This is a genomic window from Burkholderia sp. SJZ089 (assembly GCF_007828315.1).
Lineage (GTDB): Bacteria > Pseudomonadota > Gammaproteobacteria > Burkholderiales > Burkholderiaceae > Burkholderia > Burkholderia gladioli.
In genome coordinates, this window is record NZ_VIUM01000041.1 from 1 (window position 1) to 16,679 (window position 16,679).

Genomic DNA, 16,679 nt, shown 5'->3' on the forward strand with positions numbered 1-16,679 from the left:
CGATGATAGTGCGGATTGCCCGTGTGAAAGTAGGTAATCGTCAGGCTTCCCTCATGACAACCCCCGTTGCCCCAGGCAGCGGGGGTTTTGTCTTTCCGGCCGCCAGAAAATCAAGCGGCAATACTTCCCAACATCTCCTGCAGCGCTTCGTGCAGTGCTCGTAATGCAGCATCGCGCGCCCGTTTCCCGTATCTCAATGCGTGGACGACGTCCGGCAGCGGAAAGCGGCGCTCCAGTTCAGCTGCCGTCATCACATCGTTGCTGATCGCCCGGTCGTTCAGGATGCCGAAACCGAGCCCCGATCCGATCGCGCTCTGTATGCCGGCAAGCGATGGCGTTTCCGCCACGATGCGATGATCCATGCCGGCCTCGCGCAAGGTCGCCTGGGCCAACCAGCCGTAATGGCATCCCGTGCCGAACGTCACCAGCGGAATCGACTTGGCGACTGCCAAGGGTGTGGCCGCCGAGGTGCACCAATGCAGCGACTCGCGCCAAAGCGGCGTATCAGCGCTGGTGATGCGATCGACATAATCCTGGTGCACGGCAAGATCGAGCGTGTCCTGCGCCAGCGCGTCCCGTAGCACCGGGCTCTGCATCACGCTGAGCTGCACCGTGGTACGCGGATGTCGGCGCGAAAACTCCGCGAGCAAGGGCGCGATCCGATCCAGCCCGACCTGCTCCGGCACACCAAGACGAACACGCCCCTTCAGCCTCGACGGCGCGAAATAGGCGAGCGCATCGTCATGTGCGTCGAGAATGCGGCGAGCGTGAGCAAGCAGCGCCTCGCCATCGGCCGTCGCGACCAGCCGGCGCCCGTCCCTGCGCAGCAGCGTCCTGCCGAGCTGCGCCTCGAGGCGCTTGATCTTCCAGCTCACGGCGGATTGGCTCAGGTTCAGGCGATCCGCGGCGGCCGTCGCGCTGCCGGTATCCACCACCGTGCGCAAGGTCCGTAGCGTATCGATCGACAGACGCTGGTTCGGAGCACTCATCTCGACGGATCCATGACAAAAGTTGCGATTTATTCATAGTAGATGTCATTGGCGTCATTTGCAGGGCCTCCATAGACTGGATCGACAGTTGCCAATCAAGGAGATCCACGATGACATCCCCCTGGAACCTGGCCCGCGCCGATGTCCTGATCGACGGCCGTCGAATTGCCACCGGCCATGTCGGCGAAGGGCCGCCCCTGGTGCTGGTCCATGGCACGCCCGCGCATTCGATCGTCTGGCGCAAGGTGATTCCCGCCTGTCGCGATGCGGGGTTCAGCGTTCACTGGTTCGACCTGCTTGGCTTCGGTGAATCCGAATGTCCGGTCGACGCGGACACGTCGGTGGCCGAGCAGGCACGCTTGCTCCAGCGCCTGCTCGAGCATTGGTCGCTCGACGCGGTGCATCTCGTCGGTCACGATATCGGCGGTGTCGCCGCGCTGCTGTATGCGATGAACGCCGGCGAGCGCTTACGCTCCCTGACGATCGCCGATGCGCCGGGCTACGATTCCTGGCCGTCGCCGACCTGGCGCGAGTTCCGCGATGATTACCAGGGTTTCGCGCGAGTCGATGCCGAGCGTCATCGCGAGCTGATGACACGGCAATTGAAGATGGCAGTGCACGACAAGTCGCGCATGACAGGTGAATTGCTGGCGTGCTACCTGAAGCCAATCAGCGGCGTGATTGGCCAGAGCGGGTTCTATCGCAACCAGGTCGCTCACTACGACTCCCGCTACACCGCGGATTTCGGCGAACGCTTGCCGAAGCTCGCCTTGCCCGTGCAGATCCTGTGGGGCGCGCAAGACGAATGGCAAGCACTCGACTACGCCTATCGCCTGCAATCGGACATTCCGGGCGCGGTGCTGAACGTGCTCGATGCTTGCGGGCATTTCCTGATGGAGGACGACCCGTCGGGCGTGGCCCGGCATATCGTCGACTTCGCCAACTCGCATCGGCCGGGATCCTGACCGCGGTTCCGCGTCGATCGACTCGCCAGCAGGGATGCGATGGCGGCGCAACCGCTCGCGCGCCATCGCATCGTGCCAGCGCTCAATCCCTCAATTGCCTGACCGCGTCACACGCCAGACCGCGTCGCCGACATCGTCGGCGATGATCAGGCCGCCGTCGCCATCCTGCGTGACGCCCACCGGCGCGCCGTACAACTGCTTTTCATCGTCGGACGCGAAGCCCGTGACCACCGGCTTCGGCGTGCCGCTCGGCTTGCCGTTCTCGAAGGGCACGTAGACGACCGCGTAACCGCTCAGCGGCGAGCGATCCCAACTGCCGTGCTCGCCGATGAAGGCGCCGCCGCGATACTCGGCCGGCAGGTTGTTGCCGGTATAGAACCACAGGCCGAGCGGGGCGACGTGCGAGCCGATCGCGTAGTCGGGGCTGATCGCTTTCGCGACCAGGTCCGGGCGCTGCTGCTTCACGCGCGAGTCGACGTGCTGCCCGTAATAACTGTAGGGCCAGCCATAGAAGCCGCCATCCTGGATCGAGGTCAGGTAATCCGGCACCAGGTCGGCACCGATTTCGTCGCGCTCGTTCGCGATCGCCCACAGCTTGCCGGTCTTCGGCTCCCATTGCAGGCCGGTCGGATTGCGCACGCCGGATGCGTAGATGCGGCTCGCACCCGACGCGACGTCGACCTCAAGGATCACCGCGCGCCGATATTCGACATCGAGCCCGTTCTCGCCGATATTGCTGTTCGAGCCCACGCCGACATAGAGCTTCTTGCCGTCGGGGCTCGCCAGCAGCGACTTGGTCCAGTGATGGTTGATGGTGCTGGGCAGATCGGCGAGCTCGACAGGGGGCGCGCTGATCCTGGTCTCGCCCGTCGCATACGGGAATTTCAGCAACGCATCGGTATCGGCGACATAGAGCGTATCGCCGATCAACTGCACGCCGAACGGCGAATTGAGCTTGTCGATGAGCACGTACTGATCCCATTCGCCGCTGCCGTTCGCCTTCTTGCGCAGCAGCGTGACCCGGTTGCCGCCCTTGGCGCCCTTGCCCGAGCGGCTCGTCACCATCCCGGCGATCAACTGCTTCGGCGTGGTGACGGGCTCCGTCTTCGGGCTGCTCGACTCGACCACCAGCACATCCTGGTTCGGCAGCACATAGACCTGCCGCGGGTGCTTGAGGCCGGAGGCGATCTTCTCGATCTTCAGCCCCGCCGCCACCTTGGGCGTCTGCCCGTCCTTCCAGCCTACGCCTTCGGGCACCTGCATCGGCGGCACCATGAAGTTCTGCGCGCTCGGCAGCGGCGGATTCGAGCCGGCCTGGTGCTCGGGATCGTACTTCGCCTTCTCGCTGCAGGCACTGAACAGCATCGCGACGGCGATCGTGAGGACGCCTCCCCAAAGCGGCTTATTCATGGCTGCCTCCCTTCGCGACGAACTTGTTGCCGGCGAGCATCCACTGCGCGATGCCGAGCAGCGCGACCGTGATCACCGAGAGGATCACGTTCTCGGGGACGATCGCGTAGGCGTCGCGGCTGTGCACGAAGGCATTGAGGATCGCCGCGATGATGCCGACCAGGTTCAGCCAGAAGTCGAGGCGCTCGACGGGCAGCACTGCCTGGCGCGAAGCAAACCACACATGGCCGAGGTTGAGAAGGCGCGGAATGATCGCGATCACGAGCCCGATGGTGACGAGCCAGGCCGCGCTCTTTGCCCAAAGCACATTGGCGGTGTTGGCGTAGAGGATGTCGAAGATCAGCGTACCGACGAACAGGCCATACGGTATGGGGTTGAGCAGATCGAAAAGCGCGGTCGCGAATCTCGATCGATATCTCGGGCTGGCTGGAGTCATGAATGGATCCTTGTTTCTGAGTGGAAAGATGTGGCTGGCAACACGCGGACGACATCGGGCGATGTGTCCGTCCCACCGGCGTCGCTGGAATCGCGGCGCCTTCAGCTCTCAGGCAATCAAACGGCAAGGCTGCAACTGCACCACCCGCCGCGCTGGTATTTCCTCATTGCAAGCCCGCTGGATTGGATATGCATAGAGGGATATAGCGCTTCGGTCAGACAAATATAGACGAGACTGCGCCATCGCGTATCGAGCCGAAGCGCGCCCGCCGGCGGATTTCGCCGGAAAAATCTTTTTGTGAGCAAGACTAAGGAACGCGCGACTGGTGAAATTCCACGTCTTCGATGCATACTGCTCAACAGACGAGTTTCGATGCGCGCGCAACGGTTTTGCCTAATCCTCGCCAGTCAAGGGCGAACGATTTTAATGAATATAGCGCTCGACCGTTTTCGGCATGCCCTTATGAAAACCATTCATCAATCTCTGTGCGATGATTGGCGGTCGAGTCGCAGCCCCTTGCGACATCGCCGGTGCGAGGGCATCGGCAGGCTTGATCGGAGCGACATCGAATGCCCACGCTCGAGAACATGCGCCTGTTCGTGAAGGTCGTCGAGACAGGCAGTTTCACCAAGGCCGCCCAGGCCACGCATGTCGCGACACCGCAGGTCTCACGCGCCATCTCGTCTCTCGAAACCCAGCTGCGGGTGCGATTGCTGAATCGCACCACGCGCCGCATCGCCGTGACCGAAGCGGGCGAGCGCTACGTCGCGCATTGCCGCGAGATTCTCGAGCTGGTCGATCATGCCGAAGCCGAAGCGTCCGGCGCTGCCCGGTGCCCCAGCGGCCGCCTGCGGATACACGCGAGTTCCGGCTTCGGCCGGCACTATCTGCTGCCGCGGCTGGCGCGTTATCGCGAGACCTATCCCGAGGTCACGATCGACCTCACGCTCGCACAACGCATGCCCGACCTGGTCGACGAAGGTTACGACCTCGCGGTGGTGGTCGCCAGCCAGCTCGACGATTCAGCGCTGATCGCCGAGCGCATCGGCAACACCTACAGCGTGCTGTGCGCCTCGCCCGCCTATCTGCGCCGCTCGGGTGCGCCCGCAACGGTTGCCGACCTGCACGATCATGTGTGCCTGCAGTTGATGGTGCCGAATGCCTCGGCCGGAAGCTGGCAGCTCGAGGGCATGGCGTCCTCCGAATCGTTCACGCCACGTCGGCAATGGCCCTTCGTCGTCAACGTGGCCGACGCGATGGCCGATGCGCTGCGCTCGGGCATGGGCATCGGGCCGCTGCCGTTGTCGACCGCGCTCGACGGCCTGCGCGACGGCTCGCTGGTGCGCGTGCTGCCGGCCTGGCGCCTGCGCTCGCACGGCATCCATGCGCTGTATCCGTCGCGGCGCCATCTCGAGGCCAAGGTTCGCACCTTCATCGATTACCTGCGCGCGGTGGTGCCGCCGCTGCTCGAACTCGAGACGCATGCGCTGTCGACGCTGACCCAGCCGCGCGCCTCGCCCGCTTTACCTGATGACGCGCCGCGGCTCGACGCGATAGACTGCGACGCCTGATTTACCCGCTCCACGCTCCAAGCACAATCAACCCCACAAACCGGGAGCTTTCGATGACCACCCTCAATATCAATGGCGTGTCGCATACCGTCGACGCGCCCGACGACATGCCGTTGCTGTGGGTCCTGCGCGACCTGGTCGGCCTGACCGGCACCAAGTTCGGCTGCGGCATCGCCCAATGCGGCGCCTGCACGGTGCACCTCGACGGCGAGGCCGTGCGTTCCTGCGTACTGCCTGTCGCGGCCGTGGCCGGCCGCAACATCACCACCATCGAGGCGGTCGGCATGACGCCGGCCGGCGCCAAGGTCCAGGCGGCCTGGCGCAAGATCGACGTGGTCCAGTGCGGCTATTGCCAGTCGGGCCAGGTGATGGCGGCCGCCTCGCTGCTCGCCTCCAACCCGCATCCGAACGACGCCGACATCGACGCGGCGATGGCCGGCAACATCTGCCGCTGCGGCACCTATAACCGGATTCGCGCGGCGATCAAGCTGGCCGCTCAGGAGGCCTGACCATGTCCGAGGGAATCATCGAAGCGGGTCGCGCCTCCGGCAAGACGGAGCAGGCGGCCGACAGCAGCGCCGGCATCTCGCGCCGGCGCTTCTTGCAGGCGGGCTTCACGCTGGGCGCGGCGGCCGGCGGCGGCCTGCTGCTCGGTTTCGCGCTACCGGCCGCCGGCGAATCGGGCCGGCCGTCCGTGATCGGCGGCGACGCGCCCGACCAGGCGCCGGCCGGCCTGTTCGCGCCGAACGCCTTCGTGCGGATCGATCGTGCCGGGCAGGTCACGCTGGTGATGCCGAAGGTCGAGATGGGGCAGGGCGTCTATACCTCGATCCCGATGCTGATCGCCGAGGAGCTGGAAGTGCCGCTCGACAGCGTGGTGCTCGACCACGCGCCGGCCGACGCCAAGGCCTATGGCGATCCGCTGCTGGGCGGCGGCCAACTGACCGGCGGCTCGACCTCGATCCGCTACGCCTGGGAGCCGATGCGGCGCGCCGGCGCGACCGCGCGCAGCCTGCTGGTGACGGCCGCCGCGCAGCAATGGAAGGTCGATCCGGCCTCGTGCTCGGCCGCCAACGGCGCCGTGCACCACGCGGCGAGCGGCCGCCAGGCGCCTTACGGCTCGCTGGTCGACGCGGCGGCCAAGCTGCCGGTGCCGAGCCAGGTCGCGCTGAAGACGCCCGACAAGTTCACCCTGATCGGCAAGCCCGTGAAGCGGCTCGATTCGCCGGAGAAGGTCGATGGCAGCGCGCAGTTCGGGCTCGACGTGCGCCTGCCGGGCATGCTGTACGCCGCGATCGTCAACTGCCCCGTGTTCGGCGGCACCGTCGCCAGCGTCGACGACAGCGCGGCCAGGCGCGTGCCGGGCGTGCGCCAGGTGGTGCGCCTCGACAACGCGGTGGCGGTGGTCGGCGACCATACCTGGGCCGCCAAGCGCGGCGCCTCGGCGCTGGTGATCGAATGGCACGAAGGCGATGGCGCGAAGGTGTCGATGGCCGACATCGTCGGCGATCTGGCGCGTGCTTCCGAGCAGCCGGGCGCGGTGGCGCGCAACGACGGCGATGTCACCAAGGCCTTCGGCACGGCCGGCGCGCGCATCGACTCGATCTACCAGCAGCCCTTCCTCGCGCACGCCACCATGGAGCCGGTCAACTGCACCGTGCAGGTGACCGGATCAAGTTGCGAGATCTGGGTCGGCACCCAGGTGCCGGGCTTCGCGATCGAGGCCGCGAAACGCGTGACGGGGCTCGACGCCAGCAAGATCACGCTGCACAACCACCTGCTCGGCGGCGGCTTCGGCCGGCGCCTCGAGACCGACATGATCGTGCAGGCGCTGAAGGTCGGCAAACAGGTGGATGCGCCCGTGAAGGTGGTCTGGACGCGCGAGGAGGACATCCGCCACGACATGTACCGGCCGTATTACTACGACCGCATCTCGGCCGGCGTCGACGCGAACGGCAAGCCGGTTGCCTGGCAGCATCGCATCGTCGGCTCCTCGATCATGGCGCGCTTCGTGCCCGGCTCGCTGAAGAACGGCGTCGATGCGGACGCTGTCGAGGTGGCCTCGGACCTGCCCTACGCGATTCCCAACCAGCGCATCGAATACGTGCGCCAGGAACCGCGCCACGTGCCGACCGCCTTCTGGCGCGGCGTGGGCCCGACGCGCAGCGCCTTCGTGGTCGAGAGCTTCGTCGACGAGCTCGCGGTGCGCGCCAAGGCCGATCCGGTCGCCTATCGCCGCTCGCTGCTGGAGCCGACGCCGCGCGCGCGCAACGTGCTCGACATCGTCGCTCGCGAATCGGGCTGGGGGCAGTCGCTGCCGGCCGGCCAGGGCCGTGGCGTATCGGTGCTGCACGCGTTCGGCAGCTTCTTCAGCATGGTCGCCGACGTGAGCGTCGAGAACGGCGAGGTGCGCGTGAACCGCGTGGTCTGCGCGGTCGATTGCGGGATGGTGGTCAATCCCGACACGGTCGAAGCGCAGATCCAGGGCGGCATCATCTTCGGCATCACGGCCGCGCTCTATGGCGAGATCACGATCCGCGACGGCCGCGTCGAGCAGAGCAACTTCACCGACTACCGGATGCTGCGCATCAACCAGACGCCGCGCATCGACGTGCATATCGTCAAGAGCGCGGAGGCGCCGGGAGGGATCGGCGAGCCGGGCACCTCGGCGATCGCGGCTGCCCTGTCGAACGCGATCCACGCGGCCACGGGACGACGGCTCTACCAGATGCCGGTCGGCAACCAACTGAAGCAGAAGACGGCATGAGGAGGCCAGCAATGAGGATTTCGAACCGATTGCGCCGCCTGTTCGGCGTTGCCGCGCTGGGCGGCCTGGGTCTGTGGGCCGGCGCCGCCGCGGCGGCCGATGCCCCAGCCAACGCCGGCAATGCCGACGCGGCCCTGGTCGCGCGCGGCGAATACCTGGCGCGCGCCGGCGACTGCATCGCCTGCCATACGGCGCCGCATGGCAAGCCGTTCGCGGGCGGCCTGAAGATGACCACGCCGATGGGGGCGATCTACACCACCAACATCACGCCGGACGCGAACCACGGCATCGGCGGCTACAGCGAGGCCGACTTCGCGCGCGCCCTGCGCGAGGGCGTGGCCAAGGACGGCCACAACCTCTACCCGGCAATGCCGTATCCGTCCTACGCCAAGGTCAGCGACGACGACGTGCGTGCGATGTACGCCTACTTCATGCATGGCGTGGCGCCCGTCGCGCAGGCGAACCAGGCCTCCGACATTCCCTGGCCGCTCAACATGCGCTGGCCGCTCAAGCTCTGGAACCTGGTGTTCCTCGATACCGCGCGCTACCAGTCGAAGTCGGACAAGGATGCCGCCTGGAATCGCGGCGCCTACCTGGTGCAGGGGCTCGGCCATTGCGGCTCGTGCCACACGCCGCGCGGCGTCGGCTTCCAGGAGAAGGCGCTCGACGAGAGCGGCGGCGCGTACCTGACGGGCGGCCTGCTCGACAACTGGTTCGCCTCCAACCTGACCGGCGAGAGCAATACCGGCCTGGGCCGCTGGAGCGAGGCCGAGCTCACGCAGTTCCTGAAGACCGGGGCCAACGCGCACGCCAGCGCCTTCGGCGCGATGACGGACGTGATCAACCACAGCACGCAGTACCTCAGCGACGAGGACCTGGGGGCGATTTCGCGCTACCTGAAATCGCTGCCGGCGGCGGGCGGCACCGGCGCGCCGCCGTATCGCTACGATCCGCAGCGCACCGTAGCCGCGCTCAAGCGGCCGGCGGGCGACCCGGGCGCGGCGGTCTACGCGGCCTACTGCATGCACTGCCACGGCACCGACGGCAAGGCCTTCGCCCCGCTGCTCGCGCCGCTGGCCGGCAACCCGAACCTGCTCGAGCACAATCCAGCCTCGCTGATCAACGTGACGCTGAACGGCACGGGCGACCTGGTGATCGCCGGCATCCCGGCCGCCTATCCGATGCCGCAGTTCGCCGACCAGCTCGACGACAAGCAGATCGCCGACGTGCTGACCTTCATCCGCGCGGGCTGGAACAACAACGCGCCGGCGGTGACGGCCGACGAGGTGGCCAAGCTGCGCGCCGCGACGGCGGGAGGGCACTGATGGACAGCGTCGATCTCGACGTGCTGCGCACCAGCACCCGCTGGCTCGCGGCCGGCCGGCGCGTGCTGCTGGCGACGGTGGTGCGCACGTGGGGATCGTCGCCGCGGCCGGTCGGCGCGCTGCTCGCGCTGCGCGACGACGGCCTCGCGGTCGGCTCGGTATCGGGCGGCTGCATCGAGGACGACCTGGTGGCGCGCGTGCGCGAGGCCGGCATCGCGCCCGATGCGCGCCCGGAGACGATCCGCTACGGCATCAGCGCCGACGAGGCGCATCGCTTCGGGCTGCCCTGCGGCGGCACGCTCGAGCTGGTGCTGGAGCCGTTGACACCAGCCAGCGGCATCGCCGAACTCTGCGAGGCGATTGACGCGGGCCGGCTGGTGGCGCGCACCCTGTCGCTGGCCAGCGGCGAGGCCACGCTCGACGAGGCGACACCGGCCGACGGCCTGGTGTTCAACGGCGCGCATCTGCGCACGGTGCATGGCCCGCGCTATCGGTTGCTGGTGATCGGCGCGGGGCAACTGTCGCGCTACCTGTGCCGGATCGCCACCGGCCTCGATTACCAAGTGACGGTCTGCGATCCGCGCGAGGAGCATGTCGATACCTGGGACGTGCCCGGCGTGCGCCTGGAGCGCGCCATGCCCGACGACACGGTGCTGGCGATGCGGCTCGACGCGCGCTCGGCCGTGATCGCGCTGACCCACGATCCCAAGCTCGACGATCTCGCGCTGATGGAGGCGCTCAAGACGCCGGCCTTCTACGTGGGCGCGCTGGGCTCGCGGCGCAACAACGCGGCGCGGCGCGAGCGGCTCGCGCAGTTCGATCTCGACGCGGCGCAGCTCGCCCGCCTGCACGGCCCGGCGGGCCTCTATATCGGCAGCCGCACGCCGCCCGAGATCGCGGTCTCTATCCTGGCCGAGATCACCGCGGTGAAGAACGGCGTGGCGATTCCACAGACCATGACGATTGCGGCCGCGAAGGACGAAGCGATGTCGTGAAAACCGAAGCGCCGCCGCTTTGGAGGCGCATGCAACCTTCAGGGTCCCCAAGCGATTGGCGGGCGCTCCGGTTGGCCGGGGCGCCTGTCCGGCCTCGATTCAATCGCGATGCCGCAAGGCGTCGATCACCAGCGACAGCGCCCGCGACGATTGCCGGCGGCTCGGGTAGTAGGCGTGGTAGCCGGGGAAGGTCGCGCCCCATTCCTTCAGCACGCACTTGAGGCGCCCGGCGCGCACCTGCGGCATCAACTGGTCCTCGGGCAGGTAGACCAGTCCGTAACCTTCCAGTGCGGCGGCCAGCATCTGCGGCGTGCTGTTGAAGATCAGCTGCCCGTCCACGCGCACCAGCAGGTCGTGCTTGCCCTTCCTGAGCTCCCACGCGTAGAGGCTGCCGCGTGTGGGCAGCCGCAGGTTGATGCAGGCATGATCGAGCAGGTCCTGCGGGGATTTCGGCGCCGGGTGGCGCGCGAAGTATTCGGGCGAGCCGGCGATCATCATGCGCACGTCGGGGCCGATCCGCACCGCGATCATGTCGTTGGCCACCTGGTCGCCGAAGCGCACGCCGATGTCGTAGCGCTGCGCCACGATGTCGGACAGGTTGTAGTCGATCGACATCTCGATCTTGAGGCCGGGATAATCGGCCAGCAGCGGCTTCAGGCGCGGCCAGAGGATGGTCTCGACCGGATGGTCGGTGGCGGTGATGCGGATCAGGCCGACCGGCTTGTCGCGCAGTTCGGACAGCGCGTTGAGCTCCGATTCGATCTCGTCGAAGCGCGGCCCGGCCACCTGCATCAGCCGCTCGCCGGCCTCGGTGGTGGCGACGCTGCGCGTGGTGCGCGTGAGCAGCCGCACGCCGAGTCGCGTCTCCAGCCCGCGGATGGTGTGGCTCAATGCCGACTGCGAAACGCCGAGCTGCGAGGCCGCCTTGGTGAAGCTGCGTTCGCGCGCGACGGCGAGAAAGGCCAGGAGATCACTGAAATTGTCGCGTGCCATTGAATCCGCCGCGCAAGCGCGGACATCAAAACGAGATAAAGAAGGCGCATCCTATCACCGGCCGAAAATCCGCGTGCGGCGTGGCTTCTGCCCGCGCTGGCGCGGTTTGGCGGGCTCGCGCGGCTAGCCGATTCATGAATGGCGTTCATAAGGCCATGCCGGCCTGGGCCGCTAATCAAACAATGGCGTGGCTGTTACATTGCGATTCCCCGGCAGCGGAACGCGACTGCCGGCGCGCGGCGCAATCGGGCGCCGCCGATCCACGCAGCGTCCATCATCAAGATCGCGGTCCACGGACCGGCGATGTCCAGATCAGGAGCAAGCGCCGCAAGGCGCGGGAGACGGGGGCCATTCCCGGCCCCGGGCGGCAGGTTCGCGATACGCGGCCGCCGTGACGGACCTGGCTGACGCCATCACGGACATTTGTCCGTCCTGGCGGCCGAGCCGATGCTTTCTGGAGTCGAAAAACCATGAAGTCGAAATGGATAGCCGCGCTGGCCGCGGCCGGATGTGTCGTTCCCGCGGTGTCGTTCGCCCAGGACAATTCAGTGTTGTCGCGCGCGCAGGTCCGGGAGGAAATGGCGCGTTACGAGCAGGCTGGTTTCAACCCCGCGCGCCAGAATCCCTCGCGCTGGGTCGAGGATCTGCAAGCCGCGGCGGCCCGCGTGCATGCCGAGCGCGATGCGGTGCGCATGGCGAGCGGTGTGGCCGCGGGAAATTGATTTTTGCGTTTTGTTCAACGCAGCAATTCTTTGTTTGTGATAGTTTCCCGCACCGCCCATCAGTTTGGCGAGTCCGGATCCAGGGCAAACCGCTCGTCGTGATTCGGCAGAACGCCAGTTGAGGCCGCTCCGGGATGACTCATTCCGCTGCGAGGTCGGGCCGGGCTCCCCGGTTTCTCATGAAGTTTTCATGTCCGCGACGTGTGCTTGCGCCACATCGCGGATGTCGTCGTCGCGTCGTCTTGCCGTCACCGCCGATGCGGGGTGGCGGACGGCCGGCGTGACGCGGGCCTTTGCCGTCATCGCGGCTGCAGGCGTCAGTCGTCCCCGTGTTTGCCATCGTCCCCGGCATTGCATCGCCGGCCCGGTGTCGTTTCGTTGATTCTTATAGAGGTCGCTCCATGCGCGTCGAACGGGTTTTTTATCGCATTCTTCCTGTCGCGGCAGCCGCCGCGCTGCTCGCCGCCTGCGGAAAGCAGGACGCGGCGCCGCCGCCTTCGGTGCCGGAAGTCGGCGTCGTGACGGTCCAGCCGCAATCGGTGCCGGTCGTCACCGAGCTGCCGGGCCGCACCAATGCCTTCCTGGTCGCCCAGGTCCGCGCGCGGGTGGACGGCATCGTGCTGCGTCGCGAATTCACCGAAGGCACCGACGTCAAGGCGGGCCAGCGCCTGTACAAGATCGACCCGGCGCCCTACATCGCCGCGCTGAACAGCGCCAAGGCCACGCTCGCGCGGGCCCAGGCGAACCTCGCCTCCACCAACGCGCAGGCGGCGCGCTTCAAGGTGCTGGTGGCCGCGAACGCGGTCAGCAAGCAGGACTACGACAACGCCGTGGCCTCGGCCGGCCAGGCCGCGGCCGACGTGGCCTCGGGCAAGGCGGCGGTCGACACCGCGCAGATCAACCTGGGCTACACCGACGTGCTCTCGCCCATCACGGGCCGCATCGGCATCTCGCAGGTCACGCCGGGCGCCTACGTGCAGGCCAGCCAGGCGACGCTGATGGCGACCCTGCAGCAGCTCGACCCGATGTACGTCGACCTCACGCAATCGAGCCTGGACGGCCTCAAGCTGCGCCAGGACATCCAGAGCGGGCGCATCAAGACGAGCGGGCCGAACGCGGCCAAGGTCAAGCTGGTGCTGGAGGACGGCAAGACCTACCCGCTCGAGGGCAAGCTGCAGTTCACCGACGTGACGGTCGACCAGACCACCGGCTCGGTGACGATCCGCGCGCTGTTCCCGAACCCGAACCACGTGCTGCTGCCGGGCATGTTCGTGCGCGCGCGCATCGACGAAGGCAGCAACGACAACGCCTTCCTGGTGCCGCAGATCGGCGTGCAGCACGATCCGAAGGGCCAGGCGACCGCGCTGGTGGTCGGCCAGGACAACAAGATCGCGCCGCGCGTGCTGCAGACCTCGGGCACCTACGGCCAGAACTGGATCGTCGAGGGTGGCCTGCAGTCGGGCGACCGCGTGATCGTGCAGGGCGTGGGCAAGGTCCAGCCGGGCATGACGGTCAAGCCGGTGGCGGCGCAACTGCCGCCCGATCCGAACGCCGCGCCGGACGCGGGTGCCTCGCAGGCACCGGCCGCGTCCGCCCCGGCATCCGGCGCGTCCGATTCCGCAGCTTCCGCATCGGGCGCGTCCGCAGCGAAGTAACCAGGGGTCCTAAATGGCAAAATTCTTTATTGATCGGCCAATCTTCGCGTGGGTGATCGCGATCGTGCTGATGCTGGTCGGCGTCGCCTCGATCTTCACGCTGCCGATTTCGCAGTACCCGACGATCGCGCCGCCCGCGGTGCAGATCACGGCCAACTATCCGGGCGCTTCGGCGAAGACGGTCGAGGATACGGTCACCCAGGTGATCGAGCAGCAGATGAGCGGCCTCGACAACTTCCTGTACATGTCGTCGACCAGCGACGATTCGGGCAACGCGACGATCACCATCTCGTTCGCGCCGGGCACCAATCCCGACATTGCCCAGGTGCAGGTGCAGAACAAGCTGTCGCTGGCCACGCCGATCCTGCCGCAGGTGGTGCAGCAGCTTGGTCTGAAGGTGACCAAGTCCAGCAGCAGCTACCTGCTCTGGATCGCGTTCAACTCCGAAGACGGCAGCATGGGCCGCAACGACCTGACGAACTACGTCGCGTCGCACGTGCTCGATCCGATCAGCCGCCTGAACGGCGTCGGCCAGACCCTGCTGCTCGGCTCGCAGTACGCGATGCGGATCTGGCTCGACCCGAACAAGCTGAACAACTTCAGCCTGACGCCGGCCGACGTCTCGAACGCGATCTCCGCGCAGAACGTGCAGATCGCGGGCGGCCAGATCGGCGGCACGCCGGCCAAGGCCGGCACGGTGCTGCAGGCGACCATCACCGAGCAGACCCTGCTGCAGACGCCGGAGCAGTTCGGCAACATCCTGCTGAAGGTGAACCAGGATGGCTCGCAGGTGCGCCTGAAGGATGTCGCGCAGATCGGCCTGGGCGCGGAGAACTACAACTTCGACACCAAGTACATGGGCCAGCCGACCGCCGGCCTGGGTATCCAGCTCGCCACGGGCGCCAACGCGCTGGCCACGGCGGATGCGATCAAGGCCAAGGTGAAGGAGCTCTCGAAGTACTTCCCGCACGGCATGGTGGTGCATTACCCGTATGACACGACGCCGTTCGTGCGCCTGTCGATCGAGGAAGTGGTCAAGACGCTGCTGGAAGGCATCGTGCTGGTGTTCTTGGTGATGTACCTGTTCCTGCAGAACCTGCGCGCCACCCTGATCCCGACCATCGCGGTGCCGGTGGTGCTGCTCGGGACCTTCGCGATCATGGGCCTGGCCGGGTTCACGATCAACACGCTGTCGATGTTCGGCCTGGTGCTGGCGATCGGCCTGCTGGTGGACGATGCGATCGTGGTGGTCGAGAACGTCGAGCGGGTGATGGTCGAGGAAGGCCTGCCGCCGAAGGAAGCGACCAAGAAGGCGATGGGCCAGATCACCAGCGCGCTGGTGGGCGTGGCCCTGGTGCTGTCGGCGGTGTTCGTGCCGGTGGCCTTCTCGGGCGGCTCGGTGGGCGCGATCTACCGCCAGTTCTCGCTGACCATCGTCTCGGCGATGGTGCTGTCGGTGCTGGTGGCCCTGATCCTGACTCCGGCGCTCTGCGCGACCATCCTCAAGCCGATCGAGAAGGGTCACCACGAGGAGAAGAAGGGTTTCTTCGGCTGGTTCAACCGCAACTTCGACAAGAGCCGCGAGAAGTACCACGTGGGCGTGCACCACGTGATCAAGCGCTCGGGCCGCTGGCTGGTGATCTACCTCGCGGTGATCGTCGGCGTCGGTTTCCTGTTCGTGCGCCTGCCGAAGTCCTTCCTGCCGGATGAGGACCAGGGCTACATGTTCATGATCGTCCAGACGCCCTCGGGCTCCACCCAGGAGACCACCGCGCGCACGCTGGCCGACATCACGGACTACATGGCCAAGGAAGAGAAGAACGTGGTCGACTCGGTGTTCACCGTGAACGGCTTCAGCTTCGCCGGCCGCGGGCAGAACGCCGGCCTGGTGTTCGTCAAGCTCAGGCCCTTCGAGGAGCGCCGCAGCGCCGATCGCAAGGTGCAGGCGTTGATCAAGCGGACCTTCGGGCACTATGCCGGCTACAAGGACGGCATCGTGATTCCGTTCAATCCGCCGTCGATTCCCGAGCTGGGCACCGCCGCGGGCTTCGATTTCGAGCTGACCGACAACGGCGGCCTCGGCCACGATGCGCTGATGGCGGCGCGCAACCAGCTGCTCGGCATGGCCGCCAAGGATCCGACGCTCGCGCTGGTGCGTCCGAACGGCCTGAACGACACGCCGCAGTACAAGGTCGACATCGATCGCGAGAAGGCCAACGCGCTCGGCGTGACGGCTGCCGCGATCGACCAGACCTTCTCGATCGCCTGGGCCTCGCAGTACGTCAACAACTTCCTCGATACCGACGGTCGTATCAAGAAGGTGTACGTGCAGGCGGATTCGCCGTTCCGCGTCACGCCGGAAGACCTGGGCATCTGGTACGTGCGCAACAACGCGGGCGGGATGGTGCCGTTCAGCGCCTTTGCCACCGGCCACTGGACCTATGGTTCGCCGAAGCTGGAGCGCTACAACGGCATCTCGGCGGTGGAAATCCAGGGCCAGGCCTCGACCGGCAACTCGACCGGCCAGGCGATGGCGGCCATGCAGCGTCTCGCGGCGCAACTGCCGACCGGCATCGGCTACTCGTGGACGGGCCTGTCGTTCCAGGAAATCCAGTCGGGCTCGCAGGCGCCGATCCTTTATGCGATCTCGATCCTGGTGGTGTTCCTGTGCCTGGCGGCGCTGTACGAAAGCTGGTCGATCCCGTTCTCGGTGATCATGGTGGTGCCGCTCGGCGTGATCGGGGCGCTGCTGGCCTCGACGCTGCGCGGTCTCGAGAACGACGTGTTCTTCCAGGTCGGCCTGCTGACCACGGTGGGCCTGTCGGCGAAGAACGCGATCCTGATCGTGGAA

At 66.8% G+C, this 16,679-nt stretch carries 13 protein-coding genes; 9 read left to right on the top strand and 4 right to left on the bottom strand.

Features of this window, described 5'->3' with window-relative positions:
• Positions 1-110: 110 nt before the first annotated feature.
• Entirely contained in the window at positions 111-989 is an 879-nt protein-coding gene (locus FB600_RS36340; RefSeq protein WP_145758248.1) for a LysR family transcriptional regulator, read from the bottom strand.
• Positions 990-1,099: 110 nt separating this feature from the next.
• Here FB600_RS36340 and FB600_RS36345 point away from each other — a divergent pair, with 110 nt between their 5' ends.
• Positions 1,100-1,954, top strand: coding sequence for an alpha/beta fold hydrolase (locus FB600_RS36345; RefSeq protein WP_145758249.1), 855 nt, complete (start codon positions 1,100-1,102; stop codon positions 1,952-1,954).
• Positions 1,955-2,044: 90 nt separating this feature from the next.
• On the opposite strand, the gene FB600_RS36350 is transcribed toward FB600_RS36345, so the two are convergent.
• Both FB600_RS36350 and FB600_RS36355 read right to left on the bottom strand, forming a co-directional pair.
• The gene (locus FB600_RS36350) at positions 2,045-3,364 is read right to left on the bottom strand and encodes a PQQ-dependent sugar dehydrogenase (RefSeq protein ID WP_096752460.1); all 1,320 of its coding nucleotides are present in this window, start codon (positions 3,362-3,364) and stop codon (positions 2,045-2,047) included.
• Positions 3,357-3,800, bottom strand: coding sequence for a DUF2231 domain-containing protein (locus FB600_RS36355; RefSeq protein ID WP_145758250.1), 444 nt, complete (start codon positions 3,798-3,800; stop codon positions 3,357-3,359). Before FB600_RS36355 ends, FB600_RS36350 begins: the two co-directional genes overlap by 8 nt.
• A gap of 569 nt (positions 3,801-4,369) precedes the next feature.
• Here FB600_RS36355 and FB600_RS36360 point away from each other — a divergent pair.
• Genes FB600_RS36360 through FB600_RS36380 form a run of 5 tightly spaced genes read left to right on the top strand, consistent with a single transcriptional unit; the run spans position 4,370 to position 10,458 of the window.
• Complete coding sequence (locus tag FB600_RS36360; RefSeq protein ID WP_046582701.1) at positions 4,370-5,371, top strand: LysR family transcriptional regulator; 1,002 nt, start codon at positions 4,370-4,372, stop codon at positions 5,369-5,371.
• Between the two features lie 53 nt (positions 5,372-5,424).
• On the top strand, positions 5,425-5,880 hold the full coding sequence (locus FB600_RS36365) for a (2Fe-2S)-binding protein (protein WP_013689279.1): 456 nt from the start codon (positions 5,425-5,427) through the stop codon (positions 5,878-5,880).
• Between the two features lie 2 nt (positions 5,881-5,882).
• On the top strand, positions 5,883-8,138 hold the full coding sequence (locus FB600_RS36370; RefSeq protein WP_105821283.1) for a xanthine dehydrogenase family protein molybdopterin-binding subunit: 2,256 nt from the start codon (positions 5,883-5,885) through the stop codon (positions 8,136-8,138).
• Positions 8,135-9,463 (top strand): c-type cytochrome, encoded by a 1,329-nt coding sequence (locus FB600_RS36375; protein WP_098182505.1) that lies wholly within the window; start codon positions 8,135-8,137, stop codon positions 9,461-9,463. Before FB600_RS36370 ends, FB600_RS36375 begins: the two co-directional genes overlap by 4 nt.
• A complete protein-coding gene (locus FB600_RS36380) occupies positions 9,463-10,458 on the top strand; it encodes an XdhC family protein (protein ID WP_096752465.1) in 996 nt (331 codons plus the stop codon). Before FB600_RS36375 ends, FB600_RS36380 begins: the two co-directional genes overlap by 1 nt.
• A gap of 99 nt (positions 10,459-10,557) precedes the next feature.
• Here FB600_RS36380 and FB600_RS36385 read toward each other — a convergent pair whose 3' ends face one another.
• Positions 10,558-11,451: a LysR family transcriptional regulator gene (locus tag FB600_RS36385; protein ID WP_013689283.1), complete on the bottom strand. Its 894-nt coding sequence runs from the start codon at positions 11,449-11,451 to the stop codon at positions 10,558-10,560.
• 470 nt (positions 11,452-11,921) lie between these two features.
• Between FB600_RS36385 and FB600_RS36390 the strand changes: the two genes are divergently transcribed.
• From FB600_RS36390 to FB600_RS36400, 3 genes are all read left to right on the top strand, one after another.
• Positions 11,922-12,173, top strand: a complete 252-nt coding sequence (locus FB600_RS36390) for a DUF4148 domain-containing protein (RefSeq protein ID WP_013689284.1) — start codon at positions 11,922-11,924, stop codon at positions 12,171-12,173.
• A gap of 401 nt (positions 12,174-12,574) precedes the next feature.
• Complete coding sequence (locus FB600_RS36395) at positions 12,575-13,828, top strand: efflux RND transporter periplasmic adaptor subunit (protein WP_096752466.1); 1,254 nt, start codon at positions 12,575-12,577, stop codon at positions 13,826-13,828.
• Between the two features lie 13 nt (positions 13,829-13,841).
• Positions 13,842-16,679 (top strand): efflux RND transporter permease subunit (locus FB600_RS36400; protein WP_145758251.1); only part of this gene is annotated, 2,838 nt, incomplete at its 3' end.

What these genes read in the sequence shown, in the direction of transcription:
- FB600_RS36340 (WP_145758248.1), bottom strand. Translation starts at nt 989, where the DNA reads ATGAGTGCTCCGAACCAGCGTCTGTCGATCGATACGCTACGGACCTTG.
- FB600_RS36345 (WP_145758249.1), top strand. Translation starts at nt 1,100, where the DNA reads ATGACATCCCCCTGGAACCTGGCCCGCGCCGATGTCCTGATCGACGGC.
- FB600_RS36350 (WP_096752460.1), bottom strand. Translation starts at nt 3,364, where the DNA reads ATGAATAAGCCGCTTTGGGGAGGCGTCCTCACGATCGCCGTCGCGATG.
- FB600_RS36355 (WP_145758250.1), bottom strand. Translation starts at nt 3,800, where the DNA reads ATGACTCCAGCCAGCCCGAGATATCGATCGAGATTCGCGACCGCGCTT.
- FB600_RS36360 (WP_046582701.1), top strand. Translation starts at nt 4,370, where the DNA reads ATGCCCACGCTCGAGAACATGCGCCTGTTCGTGAAGGTCGTCGAGACA.
- FB600_RS36365 (WP_013689279.1), top strand. Translation starts at nt 5,425, where the DNA reads ATGACCACCCTCAATATCAATGGCGTGTCGCATACCGTCGACGCGCCC.
- FB600_RS36370 (WP_105821283.1), top strand. Translation starts at nt 5,883, where the DNA reads ATGTCCGAGGGAATCATCGAAGCGGGTCGCGCCTCCGGCAAGACGGAG.
- FB600_RS36375 (WP_098182505.1), top strand. Translation starts at nt 8,135, where the DNA reads ATGAGGAGGCCAGCAATGAGGATTTCGAACCGATTGCGCCGCCTGTTC.
- FB600_RS36380 (WP_096752465.1), top strand. Translation starts at nt 9,463, where the DNA reads ATGGACAGCGTCGATCTCGACGTGCTGCGCACCAGCACCCGCTGGCTC.
- FB600_RS36385 (WP_013689283.1), bottom strand. Translation starts at nt 11,451, where the DNA reads ATGGCACGCGACAATTTCAGTGATCTCCTGGCCTTTCTCGCCGTCGCG.
- FB600_RS36390 (WP_013689284.1), top strand. Translation starts at nt 11,922, where the DNA reads ATGAAGTCGAAATGGATAGCCGCGCTGGCCGCGGCCGGATGTGTCGTT.
- FB600_RS36395 (WP_096752466.1), top strand. Translation starts at nt 12,575, where the DNA reads ATGCGCGTCGAACGGGTTTTTTATCGCATTCTTCCTGTCGCGGCAGCC.